25 protein-coding genes and 1 tRNA gene are annotated in these 21253 nt (G+C 63.7%); 18 read left to right on the top strand and 8 right to left on the bottom strand.

Going from position 1 to position 21253, the window contains the following annotated elements; translation table 11 throughout:
• Positions 1–29: 29 nt before the first annotated feature.
• Both ACN0YL_RS01590 and ACN0YL_RS01595 read left to right on the top strand, forming a co-directional pair.
• Positions 30–1217, top strand: coding sequence for a thiolase family protein (locus tag ACN0YL_RS01590; RefSeq protein WP_417496796.1), 1188 nt, complete (start codon positions 30–32; stop codon positions 1215–1217).
• A gap of 2 nt (positions 1218–1219) precedes the next feature.
• Positions 1220–1654, top strand: coding sequence for a GNAT family N-acetyltransferase (locus tag ACN0YL_RS01595; RefSeq protein WP_417496797.1), 435 nt, complete (start codon positions 1220–1222; stop codon positions 1652–1654).
• Between the two features lie 18 nt (positions 1655–1672).
• On the opposite strand, the gene ACN0YL_RS01600 is transcribed toward ACN0YL_RS01595, so the two are convergent.
• A complete protein-coding gene (locus ACN0YL_RS01600) occupies positions 1673–2152 on the bottom strand; it encodes an Lrp/AsnC family transcriptional regulator (RefSeq protein WP_417483392.1) in 480 nt (159 codons plus the stop codon).
• Positions 2153–2334: 182 nt separating this feature from the next.
• Here ACN0YL_RS01600 and ACN0YL_RS01605 point away from each other — a divergent pair, with 182 nt between their 5' ends.
• The 10 genes from ACN0YL_RS01605 (at position 2335) to ACN0YL_RS01650 (ending at position 11165) form a co-directional block, all read left to right on the top strand.
• Positions 2335–3564: a 3-methyl-2-oxobutanoate dehydrogenase (2-methylpropanoyl-transferring) subunit alpha gene (locus ACN0YL_RS01605; protein WP_417496798.1), complete on the top strand. Its 1230-nt coding sequence runs from the start codon at positions 2335–2337 to the stop codon at positions 3562–3564.
• A 3-nt stretch (positions 3565–3567) separates the two neighbouring features.
• On the top strand, positions 3568–4581 hold the full coding sequence (locus ACN0YL_RS01610) for an alpha-ketoacid dehydrogenase subunit beta (protein ID WP_417496799.1): 1014 nt from the start codon (positions 3568–3570) through the stop codon (positions 4579–4581).
• A 2-nt stretch (positions 4582–4583) separates the two neighbouring features.
• On the top strand, positions 4584–5825 hold the full coding sequence (locus ACN0YL_RS01615; protein ID WP_417496800.1) for a dihydrolipoamide acetyltransferase family protein: 1242 nt from the start codon (positions 4584–4586) through the stop codon (positions 5823–5825).
• Between the two features lie 104 nt (positions 5826–5929).
• The gene (locus tag ACN0YL_RS01620; RefSeq protein ID WP_417496801.1) at positions 5930–6190 is read left to right on the top strand and encodes a hypothetical protein; all 261 of its coding nucleotides are present in this window, start codon (positions 5930–5932) and stop codon (positions 6188–6190) included.
• An 87-nt stretch (positions 6191–6277) separates the two neighbouring features.
• Positions 6278–6493 (top strand): hypothetical protein, encoded by a 216-nt coding sequence (locus ACN0YL_RS01625; protein WP_417496802.1) that lies wholly within the window; start codon positions 6278–6280, stop codon positions 6491–6493.
• A gap of 792 nt (positions 6494–7285) precedes the next feature.
• Positions 7286–7885 (top strand): hypothetical protein, encoded by a 600-nt coding sequence (locus ACN0YL_RS01630; protein WP_417496803.1) that lies wholly within the window; start codon positions 7286–7288, stop codon positions 7883–7885.
• Positions 7886–8002: 117 nt separating this feature from the next.
• Positions 8003–8545 carry a 2'-5' RNA ligase family protein gene (locus tag ACN0YL_RS01635; RefSeq protein ID WP_417496804.1) on the top strand — a complete coding sequence of 181 codons (543 nt, stop codon included), beginning with the start codon at positions 8003–8005 and terminating at the stop codon, positions 8543–8545.
• Positions 8546–8629: 84 nt separating this feature from the next.
• Positions 8630–10060, top strand: coding sequence for a dihydrolipoyl dehydrogenase (lpdA, locus tag ACN0YL_RS01640; RefSeq protein WP_417496805.1), 1431 nt, complete (start codon positions 8630–8632; stop codon positions 10058–10060).
• A gap of 41 nt (positions 10061–10101) precedes the next feature.
• Positions 10102–10503 carry a TerB family tellurite resistance protein gene (locus ACN0YL_RS01645; RefSeq protein ID WP_417490718.1) on the top strand — a complete coding sequence of 134 codons (402 nt, stop codon included), beginning with the start codon at positions 10102–10104 and terminating at the stop codon, positions 10501–10503.
• A gap of 179 nt (positions 10504–10682) precedes the next feature.
• The gene (locus ACN0YL_RS01650; RefSeq protein WP_417496806.1) at positions 10683–11165 is read left to right on the top strand and encodes an acyl-CoA thioesterase; all 483 of its coding nucleotides are present in this window, start codon (positions 10683–10685) and stop codon (positions 11163–11165) included.
• Positions 11166–11176: 11 nt separating this feature from the next.
• Here the strand turns inward: ACN0YL_RS01650 and ACN0YL_RS01655 are convergent, their stop codons facing one another.
• Positions 11177–12244 carry an Ldh family oxidoreductase gene (locus ACN0YL_RS01655; RefSeq protein ID WP_417496807.1) on the bottom strand — a complete coding sequence of 356 codons (1068 nt, stop codon included), beginning with the start codon at positions 12242–12244 and terminating at the stop codon, positions 11177–11179.
• Between the two features lie 285 nt (positions 12245–12529).
• On the opposite strand from ACN0YL_RS01655, the gene ACN0YL_RS01660 reads away from it, so the two are divergent.
• From ACN0YL_RS01660 to ACN0YL_RS01675, 4 genes are all read left to right on the top strand, one after another.
• The gene (locus ACN0YL_RS01660; RefSeq protein ID WP_417490721.1) at positions 12530–12862 is read left to right on the top strand and encodes an energy transducer TonB; all 333 of its coding nucleotides are present in this window, start codon (positions 12530–12532) and stop codon (positions 12860–12862) included.
• A gap of 133 nt (positions 12863–12995) precedes the next feature.
• On the top strand, positions 12996–15053 hold the full coding sequence (locus tag ACN0YL_RS01665; protein ID WP_417490722.1) for a methyl-accepting chemotaxis protein: 2058 nt from the start codon (positions 12996–12998) through the stop codon (positions 15051–15053).
• 91 nt (positions 15054–15144) lie between these two features.
• A tRNA-Met gene (locus ACN0YL_RS01670) sits at positions 15145–15221 on the top strand.
• A gap of 127 nt (positions 15222–15348) precedes the next feature.
• A complete protein-coding gene (locus ACN0YL_RS01675) occupies positions 15349–15609 on the top strand; it encodes a hypothetical protein (protein WP_417490723.1) in 261 nt (86 codons plus the stop codon).
• A 30-nt stretch (positions 15610–15639) separates the two neighbouring features.
• Here ACN0YL_RS01675 and ACN0YL_RS01680 read toward each other — a convergent pair whose 3' ends face one another.
• Complete coding sequence (locus ACN0YL_RS01680; protein ID WP_417490724.1) at positions 15640–17268, bottom strand: ATP-binding protein; 1629 nt, start codon at positions 17266–17268, stop codon at positions 15640–15642.
• Positions 17269–17363: 95 nt separating this feature from the next.
• Positions 17364–17696 (bottom strand): divalent-cation tolerance protein CutA, encoded by a 333-nt coding sequence (cutA, locus tag ACN0YL_RS01685; protein WP_417490725.1) that lies wholly within the window; start codon positions 17694–17696, stop codon positions 17364–17366.
• Positions 17697–17730: 34 nt separating this feature from the next.
• Here cutA and queC point away from each other — a divergent pair, with 34 nt between their 5' ends.
• Both queC and queE read left to right on the top strand, forming a co-directional pair.
• Positions 17731–18450: a 7-cyano-7-deazaguanine synthase QueC gene (gene queC / locus ACN0YL_RS01690; protein ID WP_417490726.1), complete on the top strand. Its 720-nt coding sequence runs from the start codon at positions 17731–17733 to the stop codon at positions 18448–18450.
• On the top strand, positions 18447–19076 hold the full coding sequence (gene queE, locus ACN0YL_RS01695; protein WP_417490727.1) for a 7-carboxy-7-deazaguanine synthase: 630 nt from the start codon (positions 18447–18449) through the stop codon (positions 19074–19076). The genes queC and queE overlap by 4 nt, the downstream gene beginning before the upstream one ends.
• Before the next feature lie 6 nt (positions 19077–19082).
• Here the strand turns inward: queE and ACN0YL_RS01700 are convergent, their stop codons facing one another.
• The 4 genes from ACN0YL_RS01700 to ACN0YL_RS01715 all read right to left on the bottom strand — a co-directional run bounded on the left by ACN0YL_RS01700 (position 19083) and on the right by ACN0YL_RS01715 (position 21190).
• On the bottom strand, positions 19083–19376 hold the full coding sequence (locus ACN0YL_RS01700) for a hypothetical protein (RefSeq protein WP_417468700.1): 294 nt from the start codon (positions 19374–19376) through the stop codon (positions 19083–19085).
• A 202-nt stretch (positions 19377–19578) separates the two neighbouring features.
• A complete protein-coding gene (locus tag ACN0YL_RS01705; protein ID WP_417490728.1) occupies positions 19579–20100 on the bottom strand; it encodes a hypothetical protein in 522 nt (173 codons plus the stop codon).
• Positions 20101–20217: 117 nt separating this feature from the next.
• Positions 20218–20421: a hypothetical protein gene (locus ACN0YL_RS01710; protein WP_417468702.1), complete on the bottom strand. Its 204-nt coding sequence runs from the start codon at positions 20419–20421 to the stop codon at positions 20218–20220.
• Positions 20422–20488: 67 nt separating this feature from the next.
• Positions 20489–21190 carry a pirin family protein gene (locus ACN0YL_RS01715; protein ID WP_417490729.1) on the bottom strand — a complete coding sequence of 234 codons (702 nt, stop codon included), beginning with the start codon at positions 21188–21190 and terminating at the stop codon, positions 20489–20491.
• Positions 21191–21253: the final 63 nt, after the last annotated feature.

Raw genomic sequence — 21253 nt, forward strand, 5'->3', positions numbered from 1 at the left:
ACACCATCCCTTCCCTGAGGAGACTTCAGATGAGTGCAGTTGATGATCCAATCGTCATTGTCGGTATGGCGCGCACCCCGATGGGTGGCCTGCTCGGCGAGCTGACGACGCTGTCGGCCAATGAACTCGGTGCCATTGCGGTCAAGGCCGCCATGGAAGAGGCCGGCGTCGCCGGTGAGGATGTCGACCAGATTTTCATGGGCAATGTCCTCGGTGCCGGCCAGGGCCAGGCCCCGGCGCGCCAGGCAGGCATCAAGGCCGGGCTGCCGAAATCCGTCGAAGCCACCACGCTCAACAAGATGTGCGGTTCGGGCATGCAGGCCGCGATCATGGGCCGTTCGGCCCTGCTGGCCGGCGATGCCGACATCATCGTCGCAGGTGGTATGGAATCCATGAGCAATGCACCGCATCTGCTGCCGACCCATCGCGGCGGCATGAAATACGGCCATGACGTGCTCAAGGACCACATGGCCCAGGACGGGCTCGAGGATGCCTATGAGAAAAAGCCGATGGGCGTCTATGCCGACATGATCGCGCAGGAACACCAGTTCACGCGCGAACAGCAGGATGCCTATGCGCTGGAAACCCTGGCCCGCGCCCAGCGCGCGACCAAGAATGGTGATTTCAAGCGCGAGATCACGCCGGTGACGATGACGACCCGCAAGGGCGATGTCGTGGTCGATACCGACGAGTTGCCGCGCAAGGCGATGCCGGAAAAGATCCCGTCGCTGCGCCCCGCCTTCGGCAAGGACGGCACCGTCACCGCCGCCAATGCCTCGGGCATTTCCGATGGCGCTGCGGCCCTGGTGCTGATGCGCAAGTCGGAAGCGGAACGCCGCGGCCTCAAACCGCTCGCCCGCATTGTTGCCACGGCAGCCCATGCGCATGAGCCGGCCTATTTCACCACCGCGCCCGTGCCTGCGATGCGCAAGGCCGTCGAGCGTGCCGGCTGGGCGATCGAGGATGTCGATCTGTGGGAAATCAACGAGGCCTTCGCCGTCGTGCCGATGATCGCGATGAAAGAGCTCGGCCTCAGCCATGACAAGGTCAACGTCAATGGCGGCGCCTGTGCCCTGGGTCACCCGATCGGGGCCTCCGGCGCCCGCGTCATCGTCACCCTGATCGCCGCGCTCGAAAAGCACGGCAAGACCAAGGGCATCGCCTCGCTCTGCATCGGCGGCGGCGAAGCCACTGCCGTGGCGATTGAACGGCTCTAGCCTTGAAGACTGACAGCGACCAGGCGGTGGACGGAATCCGGTTTGAGGACCGCCCGCCGCCGGTCGCTGATTTCATTCGCATGCGGGCCGATTGTGGCTGGGGCGAGCTCTCGCCCGCGCTGGCCGGGCCGGCGCTCGATGCCTCCTTGCTCGCCATCACGGCTGTGGACGGCGATGGCCGCATTGCCGGCTTTGTTCGCGCGATCGGCGATCCGCTCTATCTTTATATCCAGGATGCGATCATCGCCCCTGAGCGACGCGGCAGCGGCCTCGGGAAAGCGATGATGCAGCGTCTGCTCGTGCGCATCGACGCCGATTTCCCGAATGCCCATGTGATGTTGATGTGTGCCAAGGGGCGCGAAGGCTTCTACGCCGGACTTGGGTTTGAAGCCCGACCGAGCGAGAATTTCGGGCCGGGCATGCAGCGATTGCGCTAGAGCCGCCCCAAGCAGGCCTCAGCCCTGGATATGCCCCAGCGGCAGGCCCTTGCCGTCCTTGATATTGCGCACCTGCACCGAGGTGCGGAAATCGCCGACGATATCGAGCGGGATCATGCGCTCGGAGATGAACTCGTTATAGGCGTCGATATCGGCCATCACGACCTTGACCAGATAGTCATAGGGGCCGGTCATCATGCAGGCCTCGGTGACTTCCGGGAAGCTCTGGATGGCTTTTTCAAACTTGACGTAATTGGCCTTGCGGGCCGGCGAGATTTTCACTTCCAGATAGGCGGTGAACATCAGGCCGAGGGCGCGGCGGTCCAGCTGCACCGAGCGGCGCTTGATAATGCCTTCGGTCTCGAGGCGGCGAATCCGGCGCCAGCACGGCGACGGGGTCAGTCCGACGATTTCGGCGATGTCGGCGACCGAGCGGCCTGCGTCTTCCTGCAGCGCTTCGAGAATGCGGACGTCAATCAGATCAAGGTTGGCGAGCATTTTTCCCTCAAATTCAATATTTGGAGGAAATTAGTCTACATTTCAGCTAAAACAAACCCGGAAATGGCACCTTGTTCCAGTAGTAGACAAGGTAGGCGCTTCCGCGTTAGACGCCCACGCACGCATCCAGTCATGCGCGTGTATTCCCAGGCAGGTCATGCCGATGTTTTCAGCGAGAGCTCATGGCACACAACGATCCCCGATTTCATGTCCCGGCGCCGCATGCGCGCCCCGGCGATACGCCTGATTTCTCCCATATCGAGATCCCGCCGGCGGGCACGGCCCGGCGTCCCGATCCCTCGATTGCGGGGCAGGAAACCGTTGATCTGGCCCTCGGCCTGGTGCGGGTGCTTGACCATAACCACCAGGCGGTCGGTGACTGGGATCCCAAGCTCGAACCGGAGCTGCTGCGCCAGGGCCTGCGCCACATGGTGCTGACCCGCGTCTATGACGAGCGGATGCAGAAACTGCAGCGCCAGGGCAAGATGAGTTTCTACATGAAATCCATGGGCGAGGAGGCGGTCGCCGTCGCTGCCGCCATGGCGCTCGACAAGGCCGACATGGTCTTCCCGTCCTATCGCCAGCAGGGGATTTTGTTCGCCCGTGGCCGCGATATCGTCGACATGATGTGCCATTGCATCTCCAACAGCCGCGACAATCTCAAGGGCCGGCAATTGCCGGTGCATTACAGCTGGGCCGAAGGCAATTTCTTTTCGATCTCGGGCAATCTCGCGACGCAATTCCCGCAGGCGGTCGGCTATGCCATGGCCAGCCAGTACAAGGGCGAGAGCCGTATTACCGCCAGCTGGATCGGTGATGGCTCCACCGCCGAGGGCGATTTCCACGGCGCGCTGACCTTGGCCTCGACCTACAAGGCGCCGGTCATTCTCAATGTCGTCAACAATCAGTGGGCGATCTCGACCTTCCAGGGCATGGCCGTCGGCGAGGGCCAGACCTTCGCGCTCAAGGGCATCGGCTATGGCCTCGCGTCCTTGCGCATCGATGGCAATGATTTCCTCGCCGTCTATGCCGCCACCAAATGGGCCGCCGAGCGCGCCCGCGCCGGTCATGGTGCCACCGTGATCGAGAGCTATACCTATCGCGCCGACGCGCACTCCACCTCCGACGACCCGTCCGGCTACCGGCCCAAGGGCGAGGGGGATTCCTGGCCACTGGGTGATCCGGTCGAGCGTCTGAAAAATCACCTCATCGGCCTGGGTGAGTGGGATGAGGAACGCCATGTTGCGCTGGAGAAGGAACTCGATCAGCTCGTGATCGCCTCCTACAAGGAGGCCGAAAGCTTCGGCACGCTGCATGACGGCCCGCTCTCGCCCGTGCAGTCCATGTTCGAGGATGTCTATGCCGAGCCCGACTGGCGCCTGCGCCGTCAGCGCCGCGATCTGGGAGTTTAGGTCATGAGCAAGATGAACATGATCCAGGCCCTCAATTCGGCCATGGACACCATGATGGAACGCGACGCCAATGTGCTCGCCTTCGGTGAGGATGCCGGCTATTTCGGCGGCGTCTTCCGCGTCACCGCCGGGCTGCAGGAGAAATACGGTCTCGATCGCTGTTTCGACGCACCGATCAATGAGGCCGCGATCGTCGCGATGGCGATCGGCATGGCGGCCAATGGCCTCAAGCCCGTCGCCGAGATCCAGTTCGCCGACTATATCTTCCCCGGCCTTGACCAGATCGTCTCCGAATTGTCGCGCCTGCGCTACCGCACCGCCGGTACCATCACCGCGCCAGTGGTGATCCGCACGCCTTGCGGCGGCGGTATCCGTGGCGGCCAGACCCATTCGATGAGCCCGGAAGCCTTCTTCACCCAGATCCCGGGCATCCAGGTCGTGATGCCGTCCAATCCCTATGACGCCAAGGGCCTGTTGATCTCGGCAATAGAGAGCCCGGATCCGATCATCTTCTTCGAGCCGAAACGCCTGTATAACGGCCCCTTCGATGGCGGTGCCGGCAAGGCGCTGGAAGCCTGGGGCAAGCATCCCAAGGGCGAGGTACCCGAGGGGCATTACAGCCTGCCGATCGGCAAGGCCGATGTCGTGCGCGAAGGCGCGGCGATGACGATTGTCACCTATGGCACGCTGGTCCATGTCGCGCTGGCGGCGGCGGAGCAGTCGGGCATTGATGCCGAGATCATCGATCTGCGCACCCTGGTGCCCTATGACATCGAGACCATTGCCGCTTCGGTCAACAAGACCGGCCGCTGCATCGTCGCCCAGGAAGCGCCGCGCACCTCCGGCTTTGGCGCCGAGCTGGCGGCCCAGATCCAGGAAGACTGTTTTTACGCCCTCGAGGCGCCGATCAAGCGCGTTACCGGTTGGGACACCCCCTATCCGCACGCGCATGAATGGTCCTATTTCCCCGGTCCGCAGCGTTTCATCAACGCGATGCGCGAAGTTCTGGAGGCCTGATCATGAGCGAATACCGCTACAAGATGCCCGATGTCGGCGAAGGTATTGTCGAGGCCGAAATCGTTGAATGGCATGTGAAGGTCGGCGACACCGTCACCGAGGACCAGCACGTGCTCGACGTGATGACCGACAAGGCCACCGTCGAGATCCCCTGCGCCGTCAATGGCACCGTCACCAAGCTGGTCGGCGCGCCGGGCGATGTCGTCGCGGTCGGCACCGAGATCATGTTCATCGCCGTCGATGGCGCCGTTCCGGCCGAAGACGCTGCGCCGAAGGTCGAGGAAGCCGAACCGGCCGTCGCCCCCGTGGTCGAGACCGCCAAGCCGACGCCGGCACCGGCCGTCGCCTCGCGCCCGGTCGGTGAACGTCCCCTGGCCAGCCCGGCCGTGCGCAAGCGCGCCCTGGAGGCGGAAATCGATCTCGCCGCCGTGCCCGGCACCGGCCCCGCTGGCCGCATCACCCATGATGATCTCGATGATTTCATCGCCTCGGGCGGGCGTCTCGTTGCCCATTCCGGCGGTGGCTCGGCCCTGCGGTCTCCGCGCACCGGCATCACCGAGGAAAAGCTGATCGGCCTGCGCCGGCGCATTTCCGAGAATATGTCGCACGCCCAGCGCACCATCCCCTCCATCGCCTATGTCGAGGAGATTGATGTCACGGCGCTGGAAGAATTGCGTGCCCATCTCAATGCGAAGAAGAGCGACGACCAGACCAAGTTGACCTTCATTCCCTTCCTCGTCATGGCCCTGACCAAGGCCCTGCCGGAGACGCCGCAGGCCAATGCCCATTTCGATGGCGAGGCGATGCTGCTGACCAAATACCAGGGTGTGCATTGCGGTATCGCTGCGGCGACGCCCAATGGTCTGATGGTGCCGGTGATCAAGCACGCCGAGGCGCTCGACATCTGGCAGATCGCCGCCGAACTGGCCCGCCTCGGCGCTGCCGCCAAGGCCGGCAAGGCGGCCAAGGACGAGCTCTCGGGTTCGACCATCACCATCACCTCGCTCGGCGCGATTGGCGGTCTGGTCACCACGCCGATCCTCAATGCCCCGGAAGTCGCGATCATCGGCGTCAACAAGATGCAGACCCTGCCGCGCTATAATGCCGAAGGCTCGGTCGTCCCGCGCAAGCTGATGAATCTCTCCTCCTGCTTCGACCACCGCATCGTCGATGGCTATGACGCCGCCATGCTGATCCAGCGGGTCAAGGGCCTGCTGGAGAACCCGGCGACGCTGTTCATGTGATGAGCGACGGGGGCACACCTTGGTGTGTCCCCATTGGTCCTGGCGGGATACAGCCCGGGACAATCCCTGATGCCGGCAAGCGCAGATCGCGCTAATGCTAGTTCATGAGACGAAAACCGATCAGTATTCCGGAAGAGCCGGACAGGCATCGCTCGCACATCACGCCGGATCTTGTCCGTGCCGAGCGGGCCGCGATCATGGTCATATTGGCGCACGTGCTTTGCCTGCTGCTGGTCGCGGGTTTCCTCCTGCTTCTTTTCTGGGCCGCACCGAACGGACTCCCATGGGCGCTGGGCCTGTTCGGTCTGAGCTTTGTGGGGCTGATCATTGCCGGGTTGCGCTATCTGGGCCGAAAGCCGTCATGATCGACTGACATCACCTGCCGACCCGCCCGCTTGACCGACTCCCTCATTGTGGGGCTTGATTGCGGGCAGGCTCTGAAGGACTGCTCCATGACCACCCGTCTTGCCCGCCTCGCTTCCATGCTGCGCAATGGCATCGCCGCCTGGGGCGTCGTCGTTTTCGCACTGATGTTCTGCCGCAATGACCTCGGCATCGCCGCGCATGATCTGCCGCCGATCATTTTCGGCGGGTTTGGCATCGTGGTGCTGGTGCAGACGGTGCGGGCGCTGCTGCTGCCGCCGGCTGTGAAGGTGGATGCGGGTTAGTTCCGGACCGAAATCACGAGGCTGTCACCAGCTCCGCCCCGGACTACGTCCGGCGCACCTCTTCCATCAAGGAAGAGGAGGAGACAGGCGATGCGGCAGGGATAGTCACCCTCCTCTTCCTTGATGGAAGAGGTGGCCGCGAAGCGGTCGGAGCTGGTGAGGATGACGGGCGCGGCGGTCGGCAGATGGCGTCTTATCCCCCACCAAACGCCCAAATCAGCGTCATTCCAGCGCAGGCTGGAACCCAGATTCACGCGCCGTCGTGGATCAAGATAGCGCCCCTGCATCAACCGCTTGTGCTCGATGAGCTGGGTTCCAGCCTGCGCTGGAATGACGATCTGTGGCGGATTGCGGAGTGAAACTTATCCCCACCCCGTCCAGCTGCGCGTATGCTTGCAGCGTTCCGGTTGCACGGGAGGCGTGAGCTCAGTCACTTGCGGCAATCGGGAGCGTGGAGCTCGTCCGGGCAGAGGGGTGACATCCTTAAGCCCCGGCGTGGCCACCGGAGAGGAAGGCGGCACAAAGCTCGACCGTTTACTCCACTCCGGTTTCGAGACGGGGGCCGTAAGGCGTCCGAGCAAATCTCCACGTGCGGGACGTTTCGAATGTCTCACTTAACTATTGCGCTAAACGGCATTCGCCGCGTCCCGCACACCTCCCAAACGGGGGGAACCACTCAAACCTCCAGCGGCGAGCCGCGTGGAGATTTTGGTGCGTCGCCTGTTCACGCGATTGTTTGAGGCCCGGGGCGGCAGCGCGGTTATACTGCAACCAGCAAAGGGGAAATGAGCGATGAAACATCTCACTGTCACATTTCTGGCCGCGGCGGTGATCGCGGCGCCATCTGCCGCCCAGGTCACGGGCGAGGGCACGACACGATGCGGCGATTATGGTCAGCCAGCCGCTGACATGCCCGAGGAATTCAGCCAGTTCGCCTTCATCATCGGTGATTTCAACGTCGGGCTCCGGATCTGGGATGCCGAGGCGGAAGCGTGGGGCGAAGCGCCTTATTATGGGCGCTGGAATGGCTATTACGGCATGGGCGGCCGCGCCATTATCGACGAGTGGTTCGATCCCGGCTTCGGCTATCGCGAGCAATCGGGCGTCGGCATCAATGTGCGCATCTATGACGAGGACGCCGGCCTCTGGAAGACGGCCTGGCAGCATGCCGGCACGCCCGGGGTGCGTGAGCTTTATCAGGAGGTGCGCGAGGATGGCTTGCTGTGGCTGTGGCAGGTCTACCCCGAAATCCCCGAGCAGAATGTGTATTTCGAGACATTCAGCCCCGATCATTGGGGCCGCATCAACCGCGTCCGCGATCCGGAAACCGGCGAGTGGGTCAATTCACTCCTGCTCGATGCCGTGCGCGTCGAATGTCCGGCACCGGAGTAACGCAGGACACAGCAATGAGGGACCGGTATACCGGGCGCGGCGCCGTCGCCGTTCGGGTCCCGGACTGCCCCGGCGCCTGCGCGTCAATCATAGCTGTCCTCATTGCAGGGATGCCCCATGCCAACCGAAACCCTTCTCGCCCTGGTCTGCCCGGAATTTGCGCTGACCGATTATGAGCAGATCCAGCTCTGGCGCCGTGAGCATGATGCGGAGCAGGCCGATCAGCTGCTGCCACACTTTACCCTGGTCGGGCCGGTGAGCGGCTGGAGTCCCGGTGAGTTTGCCCGTGAGGTCGAGGCGCGCCTGCTTGGCATCAAGCCGTTCGAGATCGTGCTGGACCACGCCGTGTCGCAGCGTGATGACGGCAGCGGCGAGGTGATGGACTGGCTGGTCCCTGGCCCCGGCCGCGAGGCGCTGGCTGCGCTGCAGGGCCGGCTCTATTCCGGCACACTGGCCGCCGAGCGCCCCGCCGGGCCGGCGCCGGTGCCCCACATCACCATCGGACGTGACAGCGATGCCGCAGCCTCGCAGGCTCGCATGCGCGAACTCAACAAGGCGGAGCTTTGCATCCGCTGTCTGGTGAGCGCGGTGCAGATTGTGCGGCGCAAGGGCGAGGGTGTGAAGCTGGTTGAGCGCGTGCCGCTGGGGCGTGAGCGCTGAGGCCTCAGTGCCGGGCCTTTCCCTTTGACCTGCGAGCGGTTAAATCCCGCCCATGATTTGTGCCGCCGTGATGGAGCCCTTCCGATGAAACAACGCAATTGCCAGCTTCTCATTGTCGGCGGTGGCCCGGGCGGCTATCCCGCCGCGATCCGCGCCGGCCAGCTCGGCCTGGATGTCGTGATCGTTGACCGGGACGGGCTCGGCGGTACCTGCCTCAATCGCGGCTGCATCCCGTCGAAAGCCATCATCCATGCGGCGAGCAAGTTCGAGGATATGGGCGAACACGCCGGCGGCGATGCTCTGGGGATTTCCCTCGCTTCGGCTCCCACACTCGACATGGGCAAGCTGAAAGGCTGGAAGGACGGCATCGTCACCAAGCTGACCGGCGGCGTCGCGCAATTGCTCAAGGCGGCCGGCGCCGAACACATCTCCGGCTGGGCCAAATTCACCGGTGCCAAGACCTGCGTCGTCGATTGCGACGATGGCAGCCAGATCGAGATCCAGGCCGAGAATGTCGTCATCGCCACCGGCTCGGTCGAGGTGGAACTGCCCTTCCTGCCGTTTGGCGACACCGTGATCGGTTCGACCCAGGCGCTCGATCTGACCGAGCTGCCGGAAAAACTCGTCGTTGTCGGGGCCGGCTATATCGGGCTGGAGCTCGGCATTGCGATGCGCAAGCTCGGCTCGAAGGTCACTTTCATCGAAGCCGCTCCCGCGATCCTGCCGATCTATGACAAGGAGATCACCCGTCCGATCACCATGTGGCTGAAGAAGCACAAGGTCGATGTCAACCTGTCCTGCAAGGCCAGGGGCGTTGTCGAAGAGGGCGGCCAGACCTTCCTCGAATACGAGGACGCCAAGGGCGCACTGCAGCGCATCGAAGCCGACAAGGTCCTCGTCGCCGTCGGCCGCAAGGCCTGCCTCGATGGCTGGGGTGTCGAGACGATGGGGCTGGAACTGGTCGATGGCCGTTTCATCAAGGTCGATGATCAATGCCGCACCGGTATGCGCGGCGTCTGGGCGATCGGCGATGTCATCGGCGAGCCGCTGCTGGCCCACAAGGCAACGGCGCAGGGCGAGATGGTGGCCGAACTGGTCGCCGGCCATCGCCGCACCTTCGATCCGGTCTCGATTGCTGCGGTGTGCTTCACCGAGCCTGAAATCGTCGGCGTCGGCCTGACGCCGGACGAGGCCAAGGCCAAGGGCGAAGACATCATCACCGGCAAATTCCCGCTTGCCGCATCTGGCCGCTATCTGTCGATGGAAGCCGGGGCCGATGGCGGTTTCGTCCGTGTCACGGCGCGGGAGAGCGACCATGTCATTCTCGGCATCCATGCCGTCGGCACCCATGTCTCAGAGCTGTCGGGCGAGTTCGCCCTGGCGATCGAGATGGGTGCGCGTCTGGAAGACATTGCCGGCACCATCCACGTCCACCCGACCCTGACCGAAGGCTTCGCCGAAAGCGTGCTGACGGCGCTGGGCCATCCGATCCATATTTCGGCGCCGAAGAAATAACGACCGCACCGAACGCAAATTCGCAGGAGCAGCGAGTCCAAATGGCAAATTTCGAAAAGCCGACGACAGAGGCCGGAATTATCGCCCACGCCGTGTGCGGGGCCTATCTCATGGTCGCGTTCTCGGACGGCAAATATGCGCAGGCAGAGAAAGTCCGGATGGTTCACGGACTGCTGGCAAAGGATGTCCCGGCGGGGGTGGCGAAAGCTGACCTTGAAGAGGCCCTTCCAGCCATTGAAAAGGCTTTTGCAGCTGATTACGAGACCGCTGCCAAACGCGTCCTGGAACTGATTGCTTTGGTCAGCGGCAACGGGATTGCCAAGCGCGCCGTCATCCATGCTGCGCAAACCGCGGTGGTGGCCGACAATGCGATTGTCGCCCAGGAAGCGGGCGCGCTGGATCGGATTTCAGATGCCCTGGGCCTCAAAAAGGGTGCGATCTAGCCGGGGGCTAACCCTGACCGAAGGCTTCGCCGAAAGCGTGCTGACGGCGCTGGGCCATCCGATCCATATTTCGGCGCCGAAGAAATAGGCTCACATCCGTGTATGGGGTCCATGCCCTTCCATCACCGGCGCAATTGATTATGTAGGGCCCTGATGGCGTGGGATGACCGGAGTTGGCGATGAGTGATGCAGCGAGCCTGCAGGTGGGTCTGATCCTGCCCGGCGAGGGACAGCCGGGCGAAGGGCTGGGCTGTGTCGATTTCGACAGCGCCTTTTGCCGCACCGTCGAGCCCGGCGCGGCCGATATCGACCAGCTCGGGCATGTCAATAATGTCGTCTATCTGCGCTGGGTCCAGGATATCGCCACCACCCACTGGTTCACGGTCGCCCCGACCGAGATGGTCGAGAGCGAGGTCTGGGTCGCACTGAAACATGTGATCGAGTATCGCGACCCGATCCTGCCCGGCGAGAGCGCCGAGATCCGCACCTGGCTTGGCGAGGTCCGCGGGCCACGCTTTGACCGCCATGTCGATATCCGCAAGCCGGGCGCCAGGCGCTTCTCGGCCCGTGCGACGACGGAATGGTGCCGCATCAATGCCGCAACGCGCCGCCCGATGCGGATCGGACGCGATGTGCTGGATATCTTCCAGGTGCCGGGATAGCCGATGCCCGGCTAGAGGCGGGCCTCGCTGCCCGTGGCCGCTGCCGCGGCATTGAGCGCCTCGACCAGATCCGCCGATACCGGCACCCCCTCGCGCAGCCGCTTGCCGCGCAGGGCCCGTTCCGGATCGCCCGGATAGAGCACCGGACTGTCCCAGTCCATCGGCGGTGAGGCGAGGGCGTAATTCGCCAGCGCCTCGATCTCATGCTCCATCCAGCCGGCCTCGCCGAACATCGCCGGATTGATCAGGATGGCGAACAGGCCGTTGCGGGTGGCACCGCCGCGCGGGTGCTCCGGCTGGATCGTGCCGCTGCCGGACAGCACGCCGCCGAGCAGTTCGCAGGCCAAGGCGAGGCCATAGCCCTTGTGGCGACCCATCGGGGTGAGGGCACCCTTGCGCGGCTCACCGGCCATGCCGGCCGGATCGGTGATTGCCATGCCATGCTCGTTGAGCAGCGAGCCGGGCGGGATGTCCTGGCCACGCGCCGCCGCGATCCTGAGCCGGCCGAGCGAGATGCGGCTGGTCGCCATATCCAGCAGGAAGGCTGACCGGTTGGCCGTCGCCGGGAAGGCGATGCAGACCGGGTCGGTACCGAAACGGGCGTCGGAGCCATGAAAGGGCGCCACGATCGGGGCCTGGCCGGTGACATTGACGAAGATCAGCGCCGCCAGCCCGGCCGCGGCGGCCTGCTCGCCATAGGCGCCGATGCGGCCGAGATCATGGACACCGCCCAGCGTCGCCGCCGCCAGCCCGTGCTCGAGTGCCTTGGCGCCGGCCCGCTCGATCAGGCTCTCGGCCGCCGGCGGGCCCCAGCCGCCGCCGGCATCGATGCGCAGGATGATGCCTGTCTCGGCCAGAACGGTGGGCGTGCTGTCCACATTGACGAATTTGCGGCGGGCATGGTCGAGCCAGAGCGGCAGTAGTCCGATGCCATTGCTGTCATGACCGGCCAGGCTGGAGCCGACCAGATGTTGCGCGACCGAGGCGGCCTCGGCCGCAGGTGTGCCTGACGCCAGCAGCAGGCTTTCGGCAAAGCCGGTAAGTTGCGGTGCGGGCAGACGGATATCCTGGTTCTTCATTCAATCTCGCTCGATGCGTAACGGGCAGGGGGTGTATCCTAGGCGCAGTCGCGGCGGACCCAAAGCCGATTGCGCCATCGCAGGTTTCTCGCTGCTCCGTCCCGGAGCGCAAAATGCAAAAAAGTCAGCACTGCTTCAAATGCACGCGCTCTACTTAAACGTTTGGCAACCGGTATCAGGCATTGTTGCCCTTGCCGGACGATTGCTGCGCCGGACGAGAAAACACCGCGTCGAACACGGGAAAAATTCCGGGCGGCGCACGCCAAATGGATGAAGGGTAAGTCTATGTATAAAACGGGAACCATGATCCTGGCCGTCGCCATGACCGCCATGACCTTTTCAGCCGCTCCAGCGCTCGCCCAGGATCGCGAACGCACGAGTGTTGAAGCTCCGGAATATCCGCGCGGCGCCGAGCGCCGTGGCGTCGAAGGATATGCGGTCGTCGAGTATACCGTGTCGCCGGACGGCACTGTTGAGAACCCGACCGTCGTCGAAGCGCAGCCGGAGGGTGTGTTTGACCGCGCCGTCCTGCATGCGATCGAAGCCTGGAGCTATGCCCCGGCCGAGGCCTCGACCGAAGGCCTGACGCAACGTTTCGACTTCAGCCTGGGCGGTTAATCACCCGGCTTGCAAGCCCAGCGGTCAAAAGAACACCGCGATCTTGCCGACGATAAGACTTCATTTACGGGCGGCGCATTAGCGTCGTCCGTAATTTCATACCCGCGCTCATTAACCATAAGGGGCCCAGCCCATGAATTCTGTTATCGCCGGACTCGCCGAAAAAACCGCCAGCGTAAAATTCCGGCTGCTGGCTGCCTTCGCCCTGTCCTCGGCGATGACGCTTGTTGCGACGATCGTGGGTGTGACCGGGTTCAACTCCACCAATTCCGCGGTCGGGCAGATCACCAGCCGCGCCATTCCTGAAACCCTCGCCGTCGATGCGCTCAGCGAATCAAGCCAGGGCGTCAGCGCCGCGATGCAGGAACTGGCGCTGTCACAAAACGGTGTCGTCCGCGTCGAGAACTTCGAACGGTCTGTCGCCCATCGCGATGAACTGACCGAGGAACTCGATACGCTTCGGGGCCTGTCGGGCGAAACCTCTGTCGCCACGCTGGGCGGCGCGGTGGCTGATCTGTCTGGCATGGTTGAGGGCATGAATGATGTTGTTGATCGCAGGCTCACCATTCGCGACCAGCGCCGCGACACAACCAACCAGGCGCGTCAGACCCGCGCCGGCCTGACCGCCAGCATCGAGCAGGCGCTCGATAATAGCGGTGAGGGCGATGTCGAGAGCCTGCTGCGCGCCCTGCTCGCCGCCAATCAATTGCTGATCCAGTACAATGAGCTCGATATTGCCGCGACCGATGCCGAGATCGATGCGATTTATGACAGCTATGACGAGGCCGCCGGCGAACTCGATATCAATCTGGCGCTGCTGGAAACCCCGGCCTCGCCCTTCGTCCGTGACCAGGCCGATATCCTGATTGGCTATGGTGACGGCGATGCCGGCGTGTTCGAACTGCGCAAGGCGGAACTGGCCTCCAATGCCGAAGCCGAGACCTATGCAGAAAATGCCCGCGCCGCGGCTGCCACGCTGGTCTCCTATGTCGACAGTTTCAAACAGGAAGTCGCCGAACGCGTCGAAGGCGCGACCCAGGCCGCCAACTCCGCGGTCGTCACCGGCCGGATCGTGCTGATCGTCATCGCCGCAATCGGTATGGCCATCGCCGCCGGGATCGGTTTCTTCTACGTCAACCAGACCCTGCTGCGCCGCCTCAGCGCCATGGCCCGCACGATGAGCGCGCTGGCCGACGGCAATAGCGACGTCAATCTCGGCTTTACGCCGGGCAATGACGAAATCGGCGATATGGCGCGTTCGGTTGATGTCTTCCGCCAGAATGCCATTGAACGCGCCCGCCTCGAAACGGAAACCGAGGCCGAGCGTCGCATGAAGGAGAAGCGTTCGGCCGCAGTCGAAAGCCTGATCCAGGCGTTCGAGGAAGCCTCCGCCGACGCGATCGGCCAGGTCAGCGCCGCCGCCAACCAGATGGAAGCGGCTGCCCGGACCATGAGCTCGACCGCAGCGGCCACTACCGGCAAGTCCGCCGCCGTGGCCCATGCTTCGGAAGGCGCATCGCAAAACGTCCAGACCGTCGCCGCCGCCGCCGAGGAAATGGTCTCCTCGATCGGCGAGATCAGCCAGCAGATCGCCCGCTCGACCCAGATTGCCGGCAGCGCCGTCGACCAGGTCGAACGCACCAATGGTGATGTCCAGCGCCTCGATGATGCCGCCAAGAGCATTGACGACATTGTCAGCCTGATCAACGACATCGCCGAGCAGACCAATCTGCTCGCCCTCAACGCCACCATCGAGGCGGCCCGGGCCGGTGAAGCCGGCAAGGGCTTTGCCGTGGTCGCTTCGGAAGTGAAGGCGCTGGCGAGCCAGACCGGTGCCGCGACGCAGAACATCTCGCAGCACATTTCCGGCATCCAGGGCGCCACCTCCAAGGCCGTCGAGGCGATGTCCTCGATTGGCGGCACCATCCACGAGATGAGCGAAATCGCCACAGCGATCGCCGCGGCGATGGAAGAACAGCGTGCAGCCGCCGGCGAGATCACCCGCTCGGCCCAGGAGGCCGCAGACGGAACGCGGGACGTGTTTGCCAACATCCAGGAAGTCGATCGCGCGACCTCGGAAACCGGCGAAAGCGCCGGCGAGGTTCTCGAGGCATCGCTGGCGGTTTCGCGCCAGTCCGACAGCCTGAAAACCTCCGTCGAGCAATTCCTCACCGAGGTCCGTTCGGCCTGATCTGCAAACAACTGAAATCGGGGGCCGCCCGTGGCTTGTCAGCTGCGGGCGGTCCGCGTATACGGCGTGCCTCCCTGCTTGCAGGGGGTGTGGCGGGATAGCTCAGCTGGTTAGAGCGCAGGACTCATAATCTTGAGGTCGGGAGTTCAAGTCTCCCTCCCGCTACCATCCTTTTTCCTTCAGGATACGGCTTGAGCCGATACAGGGTGGGGCTGTGGCATTTCCGCGCGATCGGGCTGCGTGGCGATGACAAACGCTGCAGAAGGCGTACACAGACGCCAAGGAGAAATGCCCCATGCGTACAGCTTCATCCAACAAACTGCTGATCGGCCTGGCCCTCGTCGTCTGCATTGCCCTGATTGCCCATCTGGTGCTCGGTTATGCCGAGCTGCCGACGATCCATATGAGCGGCCATGGCTGGTTTGCGCTCGGGCTGGGGATCGTGTTCTCGGTTGTTCTCGGCGCCGTACTGTCCGCCGTGCTGATCATCGGCCGCCGCCGCGGTTTCGACGAATCGGCCCATGAGGCGGTGATCGACCACGATCCGGAAGGCTGATGCTGCGATTCAATCGCCGTCGCTGACGGCTCACCCCGTCTGGCTCAGATCGGGTTCCTCATTCCGCGTCAGCGCGATCTCGATGGCGTTCAACAATGCCGCTTGTTCGATCGGCTTGGTGACAAAGGCATCCATCCCTGCGGCCAGGCATCGATCCCGGGCTTCGCTCATGGCATTGGCGGTGAGCGCAATGATCGGAAGCCCGCCCCTGCTCCCGGGCAATGTGCGGATCGCACGCGTGGCCTGAAGCCCGTCCATCTCCGGCATCTCCATGTCCATCAGGACGACTTCATAATGTTGTGTCGTCACCGCCTCGACAGCTTCGCGTCCATTGGCGACGAAATCGGCCCGATAGCCGCCAAGCCTGAGAAATCCGCGCACAACGGCCTGATTGACCATATTGTCTTCGGCAACGAGAATCCGTGCGTCCGTCAGATGCGGGCGGTTCGCGATCGGGGCTGGCAGAGCGGCGGCACTGCCGGCGTCCGCTTCGACGACCGCGAGGGGAAGTTCAAACCAGAACATCGAGCCTTCGCCTTCGACGCTGGTGAAACCGATGGAGCCACCCATCAGTTCGACGAGCCGCTGACAGATCGCGAGCCCCAGCCCGGTGCCCCGGTGGCTGCGCTTGGTGTCCGTATCCGCCTGCGTGAAGGACTGGAACAGGCTCGATTGCGCCGACAGGGGGATGCCGCAACCGGTATCGTGAACCTCGACACGCATGGCGCTGCGATTGCGGTTGAGGTCGATGAACAGGATGTCGACCCGGATCGAGCCAGTTTCCGTGAATTTGAGCGCATTGCCGACCAGATTGTTAAGCAGTTGTTTCAGGCGCATCTGATCGGCATTGAACAGGCGCTGATCGTCGGCCTGGACCGTGATTGCCAGCTCAATCTGCTTGTTTCGCGCCGGCACGCACCAAAGCCGCTTCACATCATCCGCCAGCTTGGCTGGGGAGGAGGGTTGGGGATCGAGACTCATCCGGCCAGCCTCGATCTTGGAGAGATCGAGAATATCGTTCAGCAATCGCATCAGAACCTGCCCGGAATCGTTGATGACCCGGGCATATTCGGCTTGTTCCTCATCCAGCGGTGTGCTCATCAGGATTTGAGAGATGCCGAGTACGCCGTTGAGCGGTGTGCGGATCTCGTGACTCATCGTGGCGAGAAATTCGGATTTCGCGCGTGACGCAGCCTGTGCCTCAATCCGGGCCCGGCCCAGCTGCTCGGCCAGGGCGGAGAGTTTTTGTGTTCGTTGCACGCTTTCGTGAGCGATCGCCGAGAACAGGGCCAGTGCCGTCCCGACGCCGACGAGTTCGCCATCGCGTACCGCGATGAAGCCTTCCATCAGGGCGGACGGACGATCGCGTACGATCAGCGCATTGAGTTCGGCCAGGGGCGTCGATGCCTCGACAATCAGCGGCGTCTTGTTCATGACGAATGTGATCGGACGCCGGCTGAACAGCGCCCGGCCATGCCGGTCGGCCATCTTCAGGAAGAACTGGTCGCGCGAGACCAGCCCGACCGGCTTGCCCCCCTCGACCACGGCGAGAACCAGCAGGTCTTCGTCTTCGGACAACATCTCATAGACTTCCGCACCGCGGGTCTGGGATTGAATAATGGGTGCATCCACCAGTACGTCGCGTACGCGTTTTACCATGAGCTCGGCCTCGATCCATTTCGTCCGAGATTGGCCTTGGTGCGATTTCAAACTCCTGAATACATGAAAGGTTTCACAGATTATTCATGAGATTGTCATGGGTTCTGTCGCGATGATTGCGACAGCCAGGCGAGAAAGTCCGGCGAACTCATGCCGGCATCGATCCTGAGCGCGAGGAAGCAGGGCGTGGTCGCCGGGTGGAGTTCGCGCAGGCGGCTCTGCAGTGCGCCGGTTGTTCTGGCGTCTGCCTTCAGGATCATCACGGCCTCATCCGCAATCTCCACTGCGCCCTGCCAGCGATAGACGCTTCTCATCCCCGGCAGGATGTTGGCGCAGGCGCAAAGGCGCTCCTCCACCAGCGTCCGGGCTGCGCCCTCCGCCAGCGCCGCCTCGGGCCAGGTGGTGTAGATCCAGCGATACTTGCTCATGGCCATCCCCTGCTCGCGCGACTATAGAACGGCCATGGATACCAGACCGACATCGAACTCCGCCCTGCTACTCTTCTCCGGTGGCCAGGATTCCGCAACCTGTCTTGCCTGGGCGCTGTCACGCTTTGACCGCGTCGAGACGGTCGGATTCGACTACGGCCAGCGTCACCATGTCGAGATGCAGGCCCGGCTCGATGTCCGCGACGCGATGGCGGCAGGCTTTCCGGACTGGGCCGGGCGGCTGGGCGCGGATCATGTCATTGATCTGGCCGGCTATGGTGCCATCGCCGAAAGCGCCCTGACGGCCGACCGCGCCATCGAGATGGAAGCCAGTGGTCTGCCGAGCACCTTCGTGCCGGGCCGCAACCTGGTCTTCCTCACCGTCGCCTCGGCGCTCGCCTATCGGCGCGGGCACGGCGTGATGGTGGGGGGCATGTGCGAGACGGATTTCTCCGGCTATCCCGACTGCCGCCGCGCCACGATCGACGCCATGCAAAAGGCCCTCACGCTCGGGCTCGCCATGGATATCCTCATCGAGACGCCGCTGATGTGGCTCGACAAGGCGCAGAGCTGGGCCCTGGCGCACGAGCTCGGCGGCGAGCCCCTGGTCGAGCTCATCCGCACCCGCACCCATACCTGCTATCGCGGTGATCGCAGCCAGCTGCATGACTGGGGCTATGGCTGCGGCGATTGCCCGGCCTGTGAACTGCGCGCGGCGGGCTGGCGACAATGGCGCAGCGGGGTGCCGGCATGAAGTATTCGGTCAAGGAGATATTCATGACGGTGCAGGGCGAGGGCGCCCAGGCCGGGCGTCCGGCGGTCTTCCTGCGCTTTGCCGGCTGTAACCTGTGGAGCGGCCGCGAGCAGGACCGCGCGTCTGCGGTGTGCAATTTCTGCGACACGGATTTTGTCGGCATGGACGGGCCCGGCGGCGGACGGTTCGAGACGCCGGAGGCGCTGGTCGCTGCGGTCGCGGCGATGTGGCCGGGTGGCGGCAAGCCGCTGGTCGTGTGCACGGGCGGTGAGCCGCTGTTGCAGCTTGATGCCCGCTTGATCGACGCCTTTCACGCGGCCGGTTTCGAGATTGCCATCGAGACCAACGGCACGCTGGCGGCACCGGACGGCATTGACTGGATCACGGTCAGCCCCAAGGGCAAGGCACCGGTGGTCCAGCGCCATGGCGATGAGCTGAAACTCGTCTTTCCCCAGCCCGGACTCGATCCGGCTGACTATCTGGGGTGGGACTTCAAACGCTTCTCGCTGCAGCCCATGGATGGCGATGCGATGATGGAGAATGCACAGGCGGCGTTTGAGTACTGCATTGCGCACCCGGAGTGGACGCTCAGCCTGCAGACCCATAAATGGATTGGCGCACCCTGATCGGGATCAGTTTTCCAGGAAACCGCAGGCGGCGGACATGTCGGCTTCCGAATCCTGCAGGAAGCGGGCAATGCGCAGGATGTCCTCGGCGGAATACCCTCCCTCGCGTACCAGCCGCGCCACTTCGACCTCCATGCCGTCAGGGTCGGTGGCGAAGCGGTACATCCGGCCAACAACATAGAAGTCGCGATAATCAAGCTGTGCCGACAACCAGCCGGCTGTACAGGCGCATGACGGAAGCGGATCCTGCAACCGTGTGCCGACCTGGGCGATACAGGACCGCACAATCTCACGCGTCATTGTCTGCCGCGACGGCGCGTCTGCTGCCTGTGTCAGCAGAAGAGACGCGAAAACCGAAATCAAACTCGTAGCCAACATGCCGTTTCCCCCAAACCGGCTTTGGTCGCATCATTGCGCGGCTAAGCGCTTGAGTCCACCAAAGAAAAGGCGCGCCATCGCTGGCGCGCCTGTCCCGGTGCAAGTTCTGGACCTGTTGCCTGCGTCAGGAAGCTTCACCATTGCGTTCGGCAATGCCCTCGCCGACATCATCGGCAAAGCGGCGGAAGGCGCGTCGCGCATCGGTCCATGTGCTGGCGCCAATCACATCGACGACGGAGTGGGAATGCCAAGCATAACTGTAGCTCTCCAGCATTTCGCCGGAGGCCGAAACCAGCTCGGCCTCGACACTGGCGCCGCCGATGCTGATGCTGTCCAGGCTGAGCCCGGGCGTATCACGCATCTGTTCCATGGTCGGCCGGTTGGGTTCGGCATCGAGAATGGTGACGTACAGGGTCGAGCCGTTCTCGCCGAGATGGCCGGCCAGTTCACGTTCGAGAGCACCGCGCAGGATGTCCCGGAGCCGGTCGAATTCGCGTTCGCCGATTTCATCGGCCCTGTCGGCGAGTGCTTCGCCGATCTGGATCGGTGCGATCGAAACGGGTTCTGCGGCAAGCGCCGCTCCGGCGGTCAGGGACAGGGCTGTCGCTGCCGCCAGGGAGAATGTCTTCGTCATTAGCCGCAACATGTGCGCCTCCATGAAACCAAGTCTGTGTCCCTCGCCATCATCATAGCAGGTCAGCCGGGGCTTTGTTAGAGGGCAGCAGGCCGCACCGGCCGTATGGCCGATTAAATTCCCGTAGGGTCAGCGATCATTGTCATCGTCATCATCGCCATCCGGCAGAACGAGATCAACCGCAGCGCCGCCGACCGCGCCGACGGTTTTCACCGCCGTGCCGGCCGTGCCGATCGCGACATCGGTGACGAGGGCCGTCGCACCGATCACCAGGCAGCCGGACAGGCTCGGTGCGATCAGGGCCAGCAGCAGGATGGGGCGAAGGTATCTCATGGCAGTCTCCAGTCAGGGTTACCGCCACCCTTCGCCCACAAGCCTTGCATTAGGATGAAGGCCGCAATTATTCCGGCACCTCCACCATCACCAGTTCCAGCGCCCCGGTCGCCTTGATGGTGATGAGGGCTTCATCCCGGATCGCTGCCGCATCGCGTGCTGCGAGGGCGACACCATTCACCTCGCCCTCGCCGATGGCCAGGGTGAGATAGACGCGGTGACCGGGTTTCAGCCGATGGCTGACCGTCTGGCCAGCGTCCAGCGTGGCGCCGAACACCCGCGCATCCTGGCGGATCAGCAGGCCGCCCTCCGTTTCCGGATCACCCGAGGCGAGCACCACCAGCTCGCCGGTCCGCGCTCCGGTCGGAAAGCTCGCTGTCTCCCAGCGGGGCTCGCCGCCGGCCTCGCGCGGCAGGATCCAGATCTGGAACAGCGTCGTGGTCTCGCCTTCCTGGTTGAATTCGGAATGACGGATGCCGCTGCCGGCCGACATCACCTGGACATCACCGGCGACCGTGCGGCCGGCATTGCCGAGGCTGTCGCGGTGGCTGATGGCGCCCTCGCGGACATAGGTGATGATTTCCATATTCTCGTGCGGGTGGGGCGGGAAGCCAGCATCGGCGGCGATCTCGTCATCATTCCAGACCCGCAAGGCCCCCCAGCCCATCCGGTCGGGGGCGTGATAGCCGCCGAAGCTGAAATGGTGGCGGGCGTTCAGCCAGTCATTCCTGAAGCGGCCGAGACTGTCGAATGCGCGTTTCTCGATCATGATCGATCTCCATCTGTTCGTGTTGAACCGACAGATAGGCACCCTCGCGGGCACCAGAAACGC

The sequence above is a fragment of the Maricaulis sp. genome (assembly GCF_048269565.1).
Taxonomy (GTDB): Bacteria; Pseudomonadota; Alphaproteobacteria; order Caulobacterales; family Maricaulaceae; genus Maricaulis.

Excerpts from the sequence above, each read along its gene's own strand:
- ACN0YL_RS01615 (WP_417496800.1), top strand. The coding sequence starts at position 4,584 with ATGAGCGAATACCGCTACAAGATGCCCGATGTCGGCGAAGGTATTGTC.
- lpdA (WP_417496805.1), top strand. The coding sequence starts at position 8,630 with ATGAAACAACGCAATTGCCAGCTTCTCATTGTCGGCGGTGGCCCGGGC.
- ACN0YL_RS01660 (WP_417490721.1), top strand. The coding sequence starts at position 12,530 with ATGTATAAAACGGGAACCATGATCCTGGCCGTCGCCATGACCGCCATG.
- ACN0YL_RS01680 (WP_417490724.1), bottom strand. The coding sequence starts at position 17,268 with ATGGTAAAACGCGTACGCGACGTACTGGTGGATGCACCCATTATTCAA.
- ACN0YL_RS01600 (WP_417483392.1), bottom strand. The coding sequence starts at position 2,152 with ATGCTCGCCAACCTTGATCTGATTGACGTCCGCATTCTCGAAGCGCTG.
- ACN0YL_RS01645 (WP_417490718.1), top strand. The coding sequence starts at position 10,102 with ATGGCAAATTTCGAAAAGCCGACGACAGAGGCCGGAATTATCGCCCAC.
- ACN0YL_RS01710 (WP_417468702.1), bottom strand. The coding sequence starts at position 20,421 with ATGAGATACCTTCGCCCCATCCTGCTGCTGGCCCTGATCGCACCGAGC.
- ACN0YL_RS01650 (WP_417496806.1), top strand. The coding sequence starts at position 10,683 with ATGAGTGATGCAGCGAGCCTGCAGGTGGGTCTGATCCTGCCCGGCGAG.
- ACN0YL_RS01705 (WP_417490728.1), bottom strand. The coding sequence starts at position 20,100 with ATGTTGCGGCTAATGACGAAGACATTCTCCCTGGCGGCAGCGACAGCC.
- ACN0YL_RS01590 (WP_417496796.1), top strand. The coding sequence starts at position 30 with ATGAGTGCAGTTGATGATCCAATCGTCATTGTCGGTATGGCGCGCACC.
- ACN0YL_RS01635 (WP_417496804.1), top strand. The coding sequence starts at position 8,003 with ATGCCAACCGAAACCCTTCTCGCCCTGGTCTGCCCGGAATTTGCGCTG.
- ACN0YL_RS01715 (WP_417490729.1), bottom strand. The coding sequence starts at position 21,190 with ATGATCGAGAAACGCGCATTCGACAGTCTCGGCCGCTTCAGGAATGAC.
- ACN0YL_RS01620 (WP_417496801.1), top strand. The coding sequence starts at position 5,930 with ATGAGACGAAAACCGATCAGTATTCCGGAAGAGCCGGACAGGCATCGC.
- ACN0YL_RS01675 (WP_417490723.1), top strand. The coding sequence starts at position 15,349 with ATGCGTACAGCTTCATCCAACAAACTGCTGATCGGCCTGGCCCTCGTC.
- ACN0YL_RS01605 (WP_417496798.1), top strand. The coding sequence starts at position 2,335 with ATGGCACACAACGATCCCCGATTTCATGTCCCGGCGCCGCATGCGCGC.
- cutA (WP_417490725.1), bottom strand. The coding sequence starts at position 17,696 with ATGAGCAAGTATCGCTGGATCTACACCACCTGGCCCGAGGCGGCGCTG.
- ACN0YL_RS01655 (WP_417496807.1), bottom strand. The coding sequence starts at position 12,244 with ATGAAGAACCAGGATATCCGTCTGCCCGCACCGCAACTTACCGGCTTT.
- ACN0YL_RS01625 (WP_417496802.1), top strand. The coding sequence starts at position 6,278 with ATGACCACCCGTCTTGCCCGCCTCGCTTCCATGCTGCGCAATGGCATC.
- queC (WP_417490726.1), top strand. The coding sequence starts at position 17,731 with ATGGATACCAGACCGACATCGAACTCCGCCCTGCTACTCTTCTCCGGT.
- queE (WP_417490727.1), top strand. The coding sequence starts at position 18,447 with ATGAAGTATTCGGTCAAGGAGATATTCATGACGGTGCAGGGCGAGGGC.
- ACN0YL_RS01630 (WP_417496803.1), top strand. The coding sequence starts at position 7,286 with ATGAAACATCTCACTGTCACATTTCTGGCCGCGGCGGTGATCGCGGCG.
- ACN0YL_RS01610 (WP_417496799.1), top strand. The coding sequence starts at position 3,568 with ATGAGCAAGATGAACATGATCCAGGCCCTCAATTCGGCCATGGACACC.
- ACN0YL_RS01700 (WP_417468700.1), bottom strand. The coding sequence starts at position 19,376 with ATGACGCGTGAGATTGTGCGGTCCTGTATCGCCCAGGTCGGCACACGG.
- ACN0YL_RS01665 (WP_417490722.1), top strand. The coding sequence starts at position 12,996 with ATGAATTCTGTTATCGCCGGACTCGCCGAAAAAACCGCCAGCGTAAAA.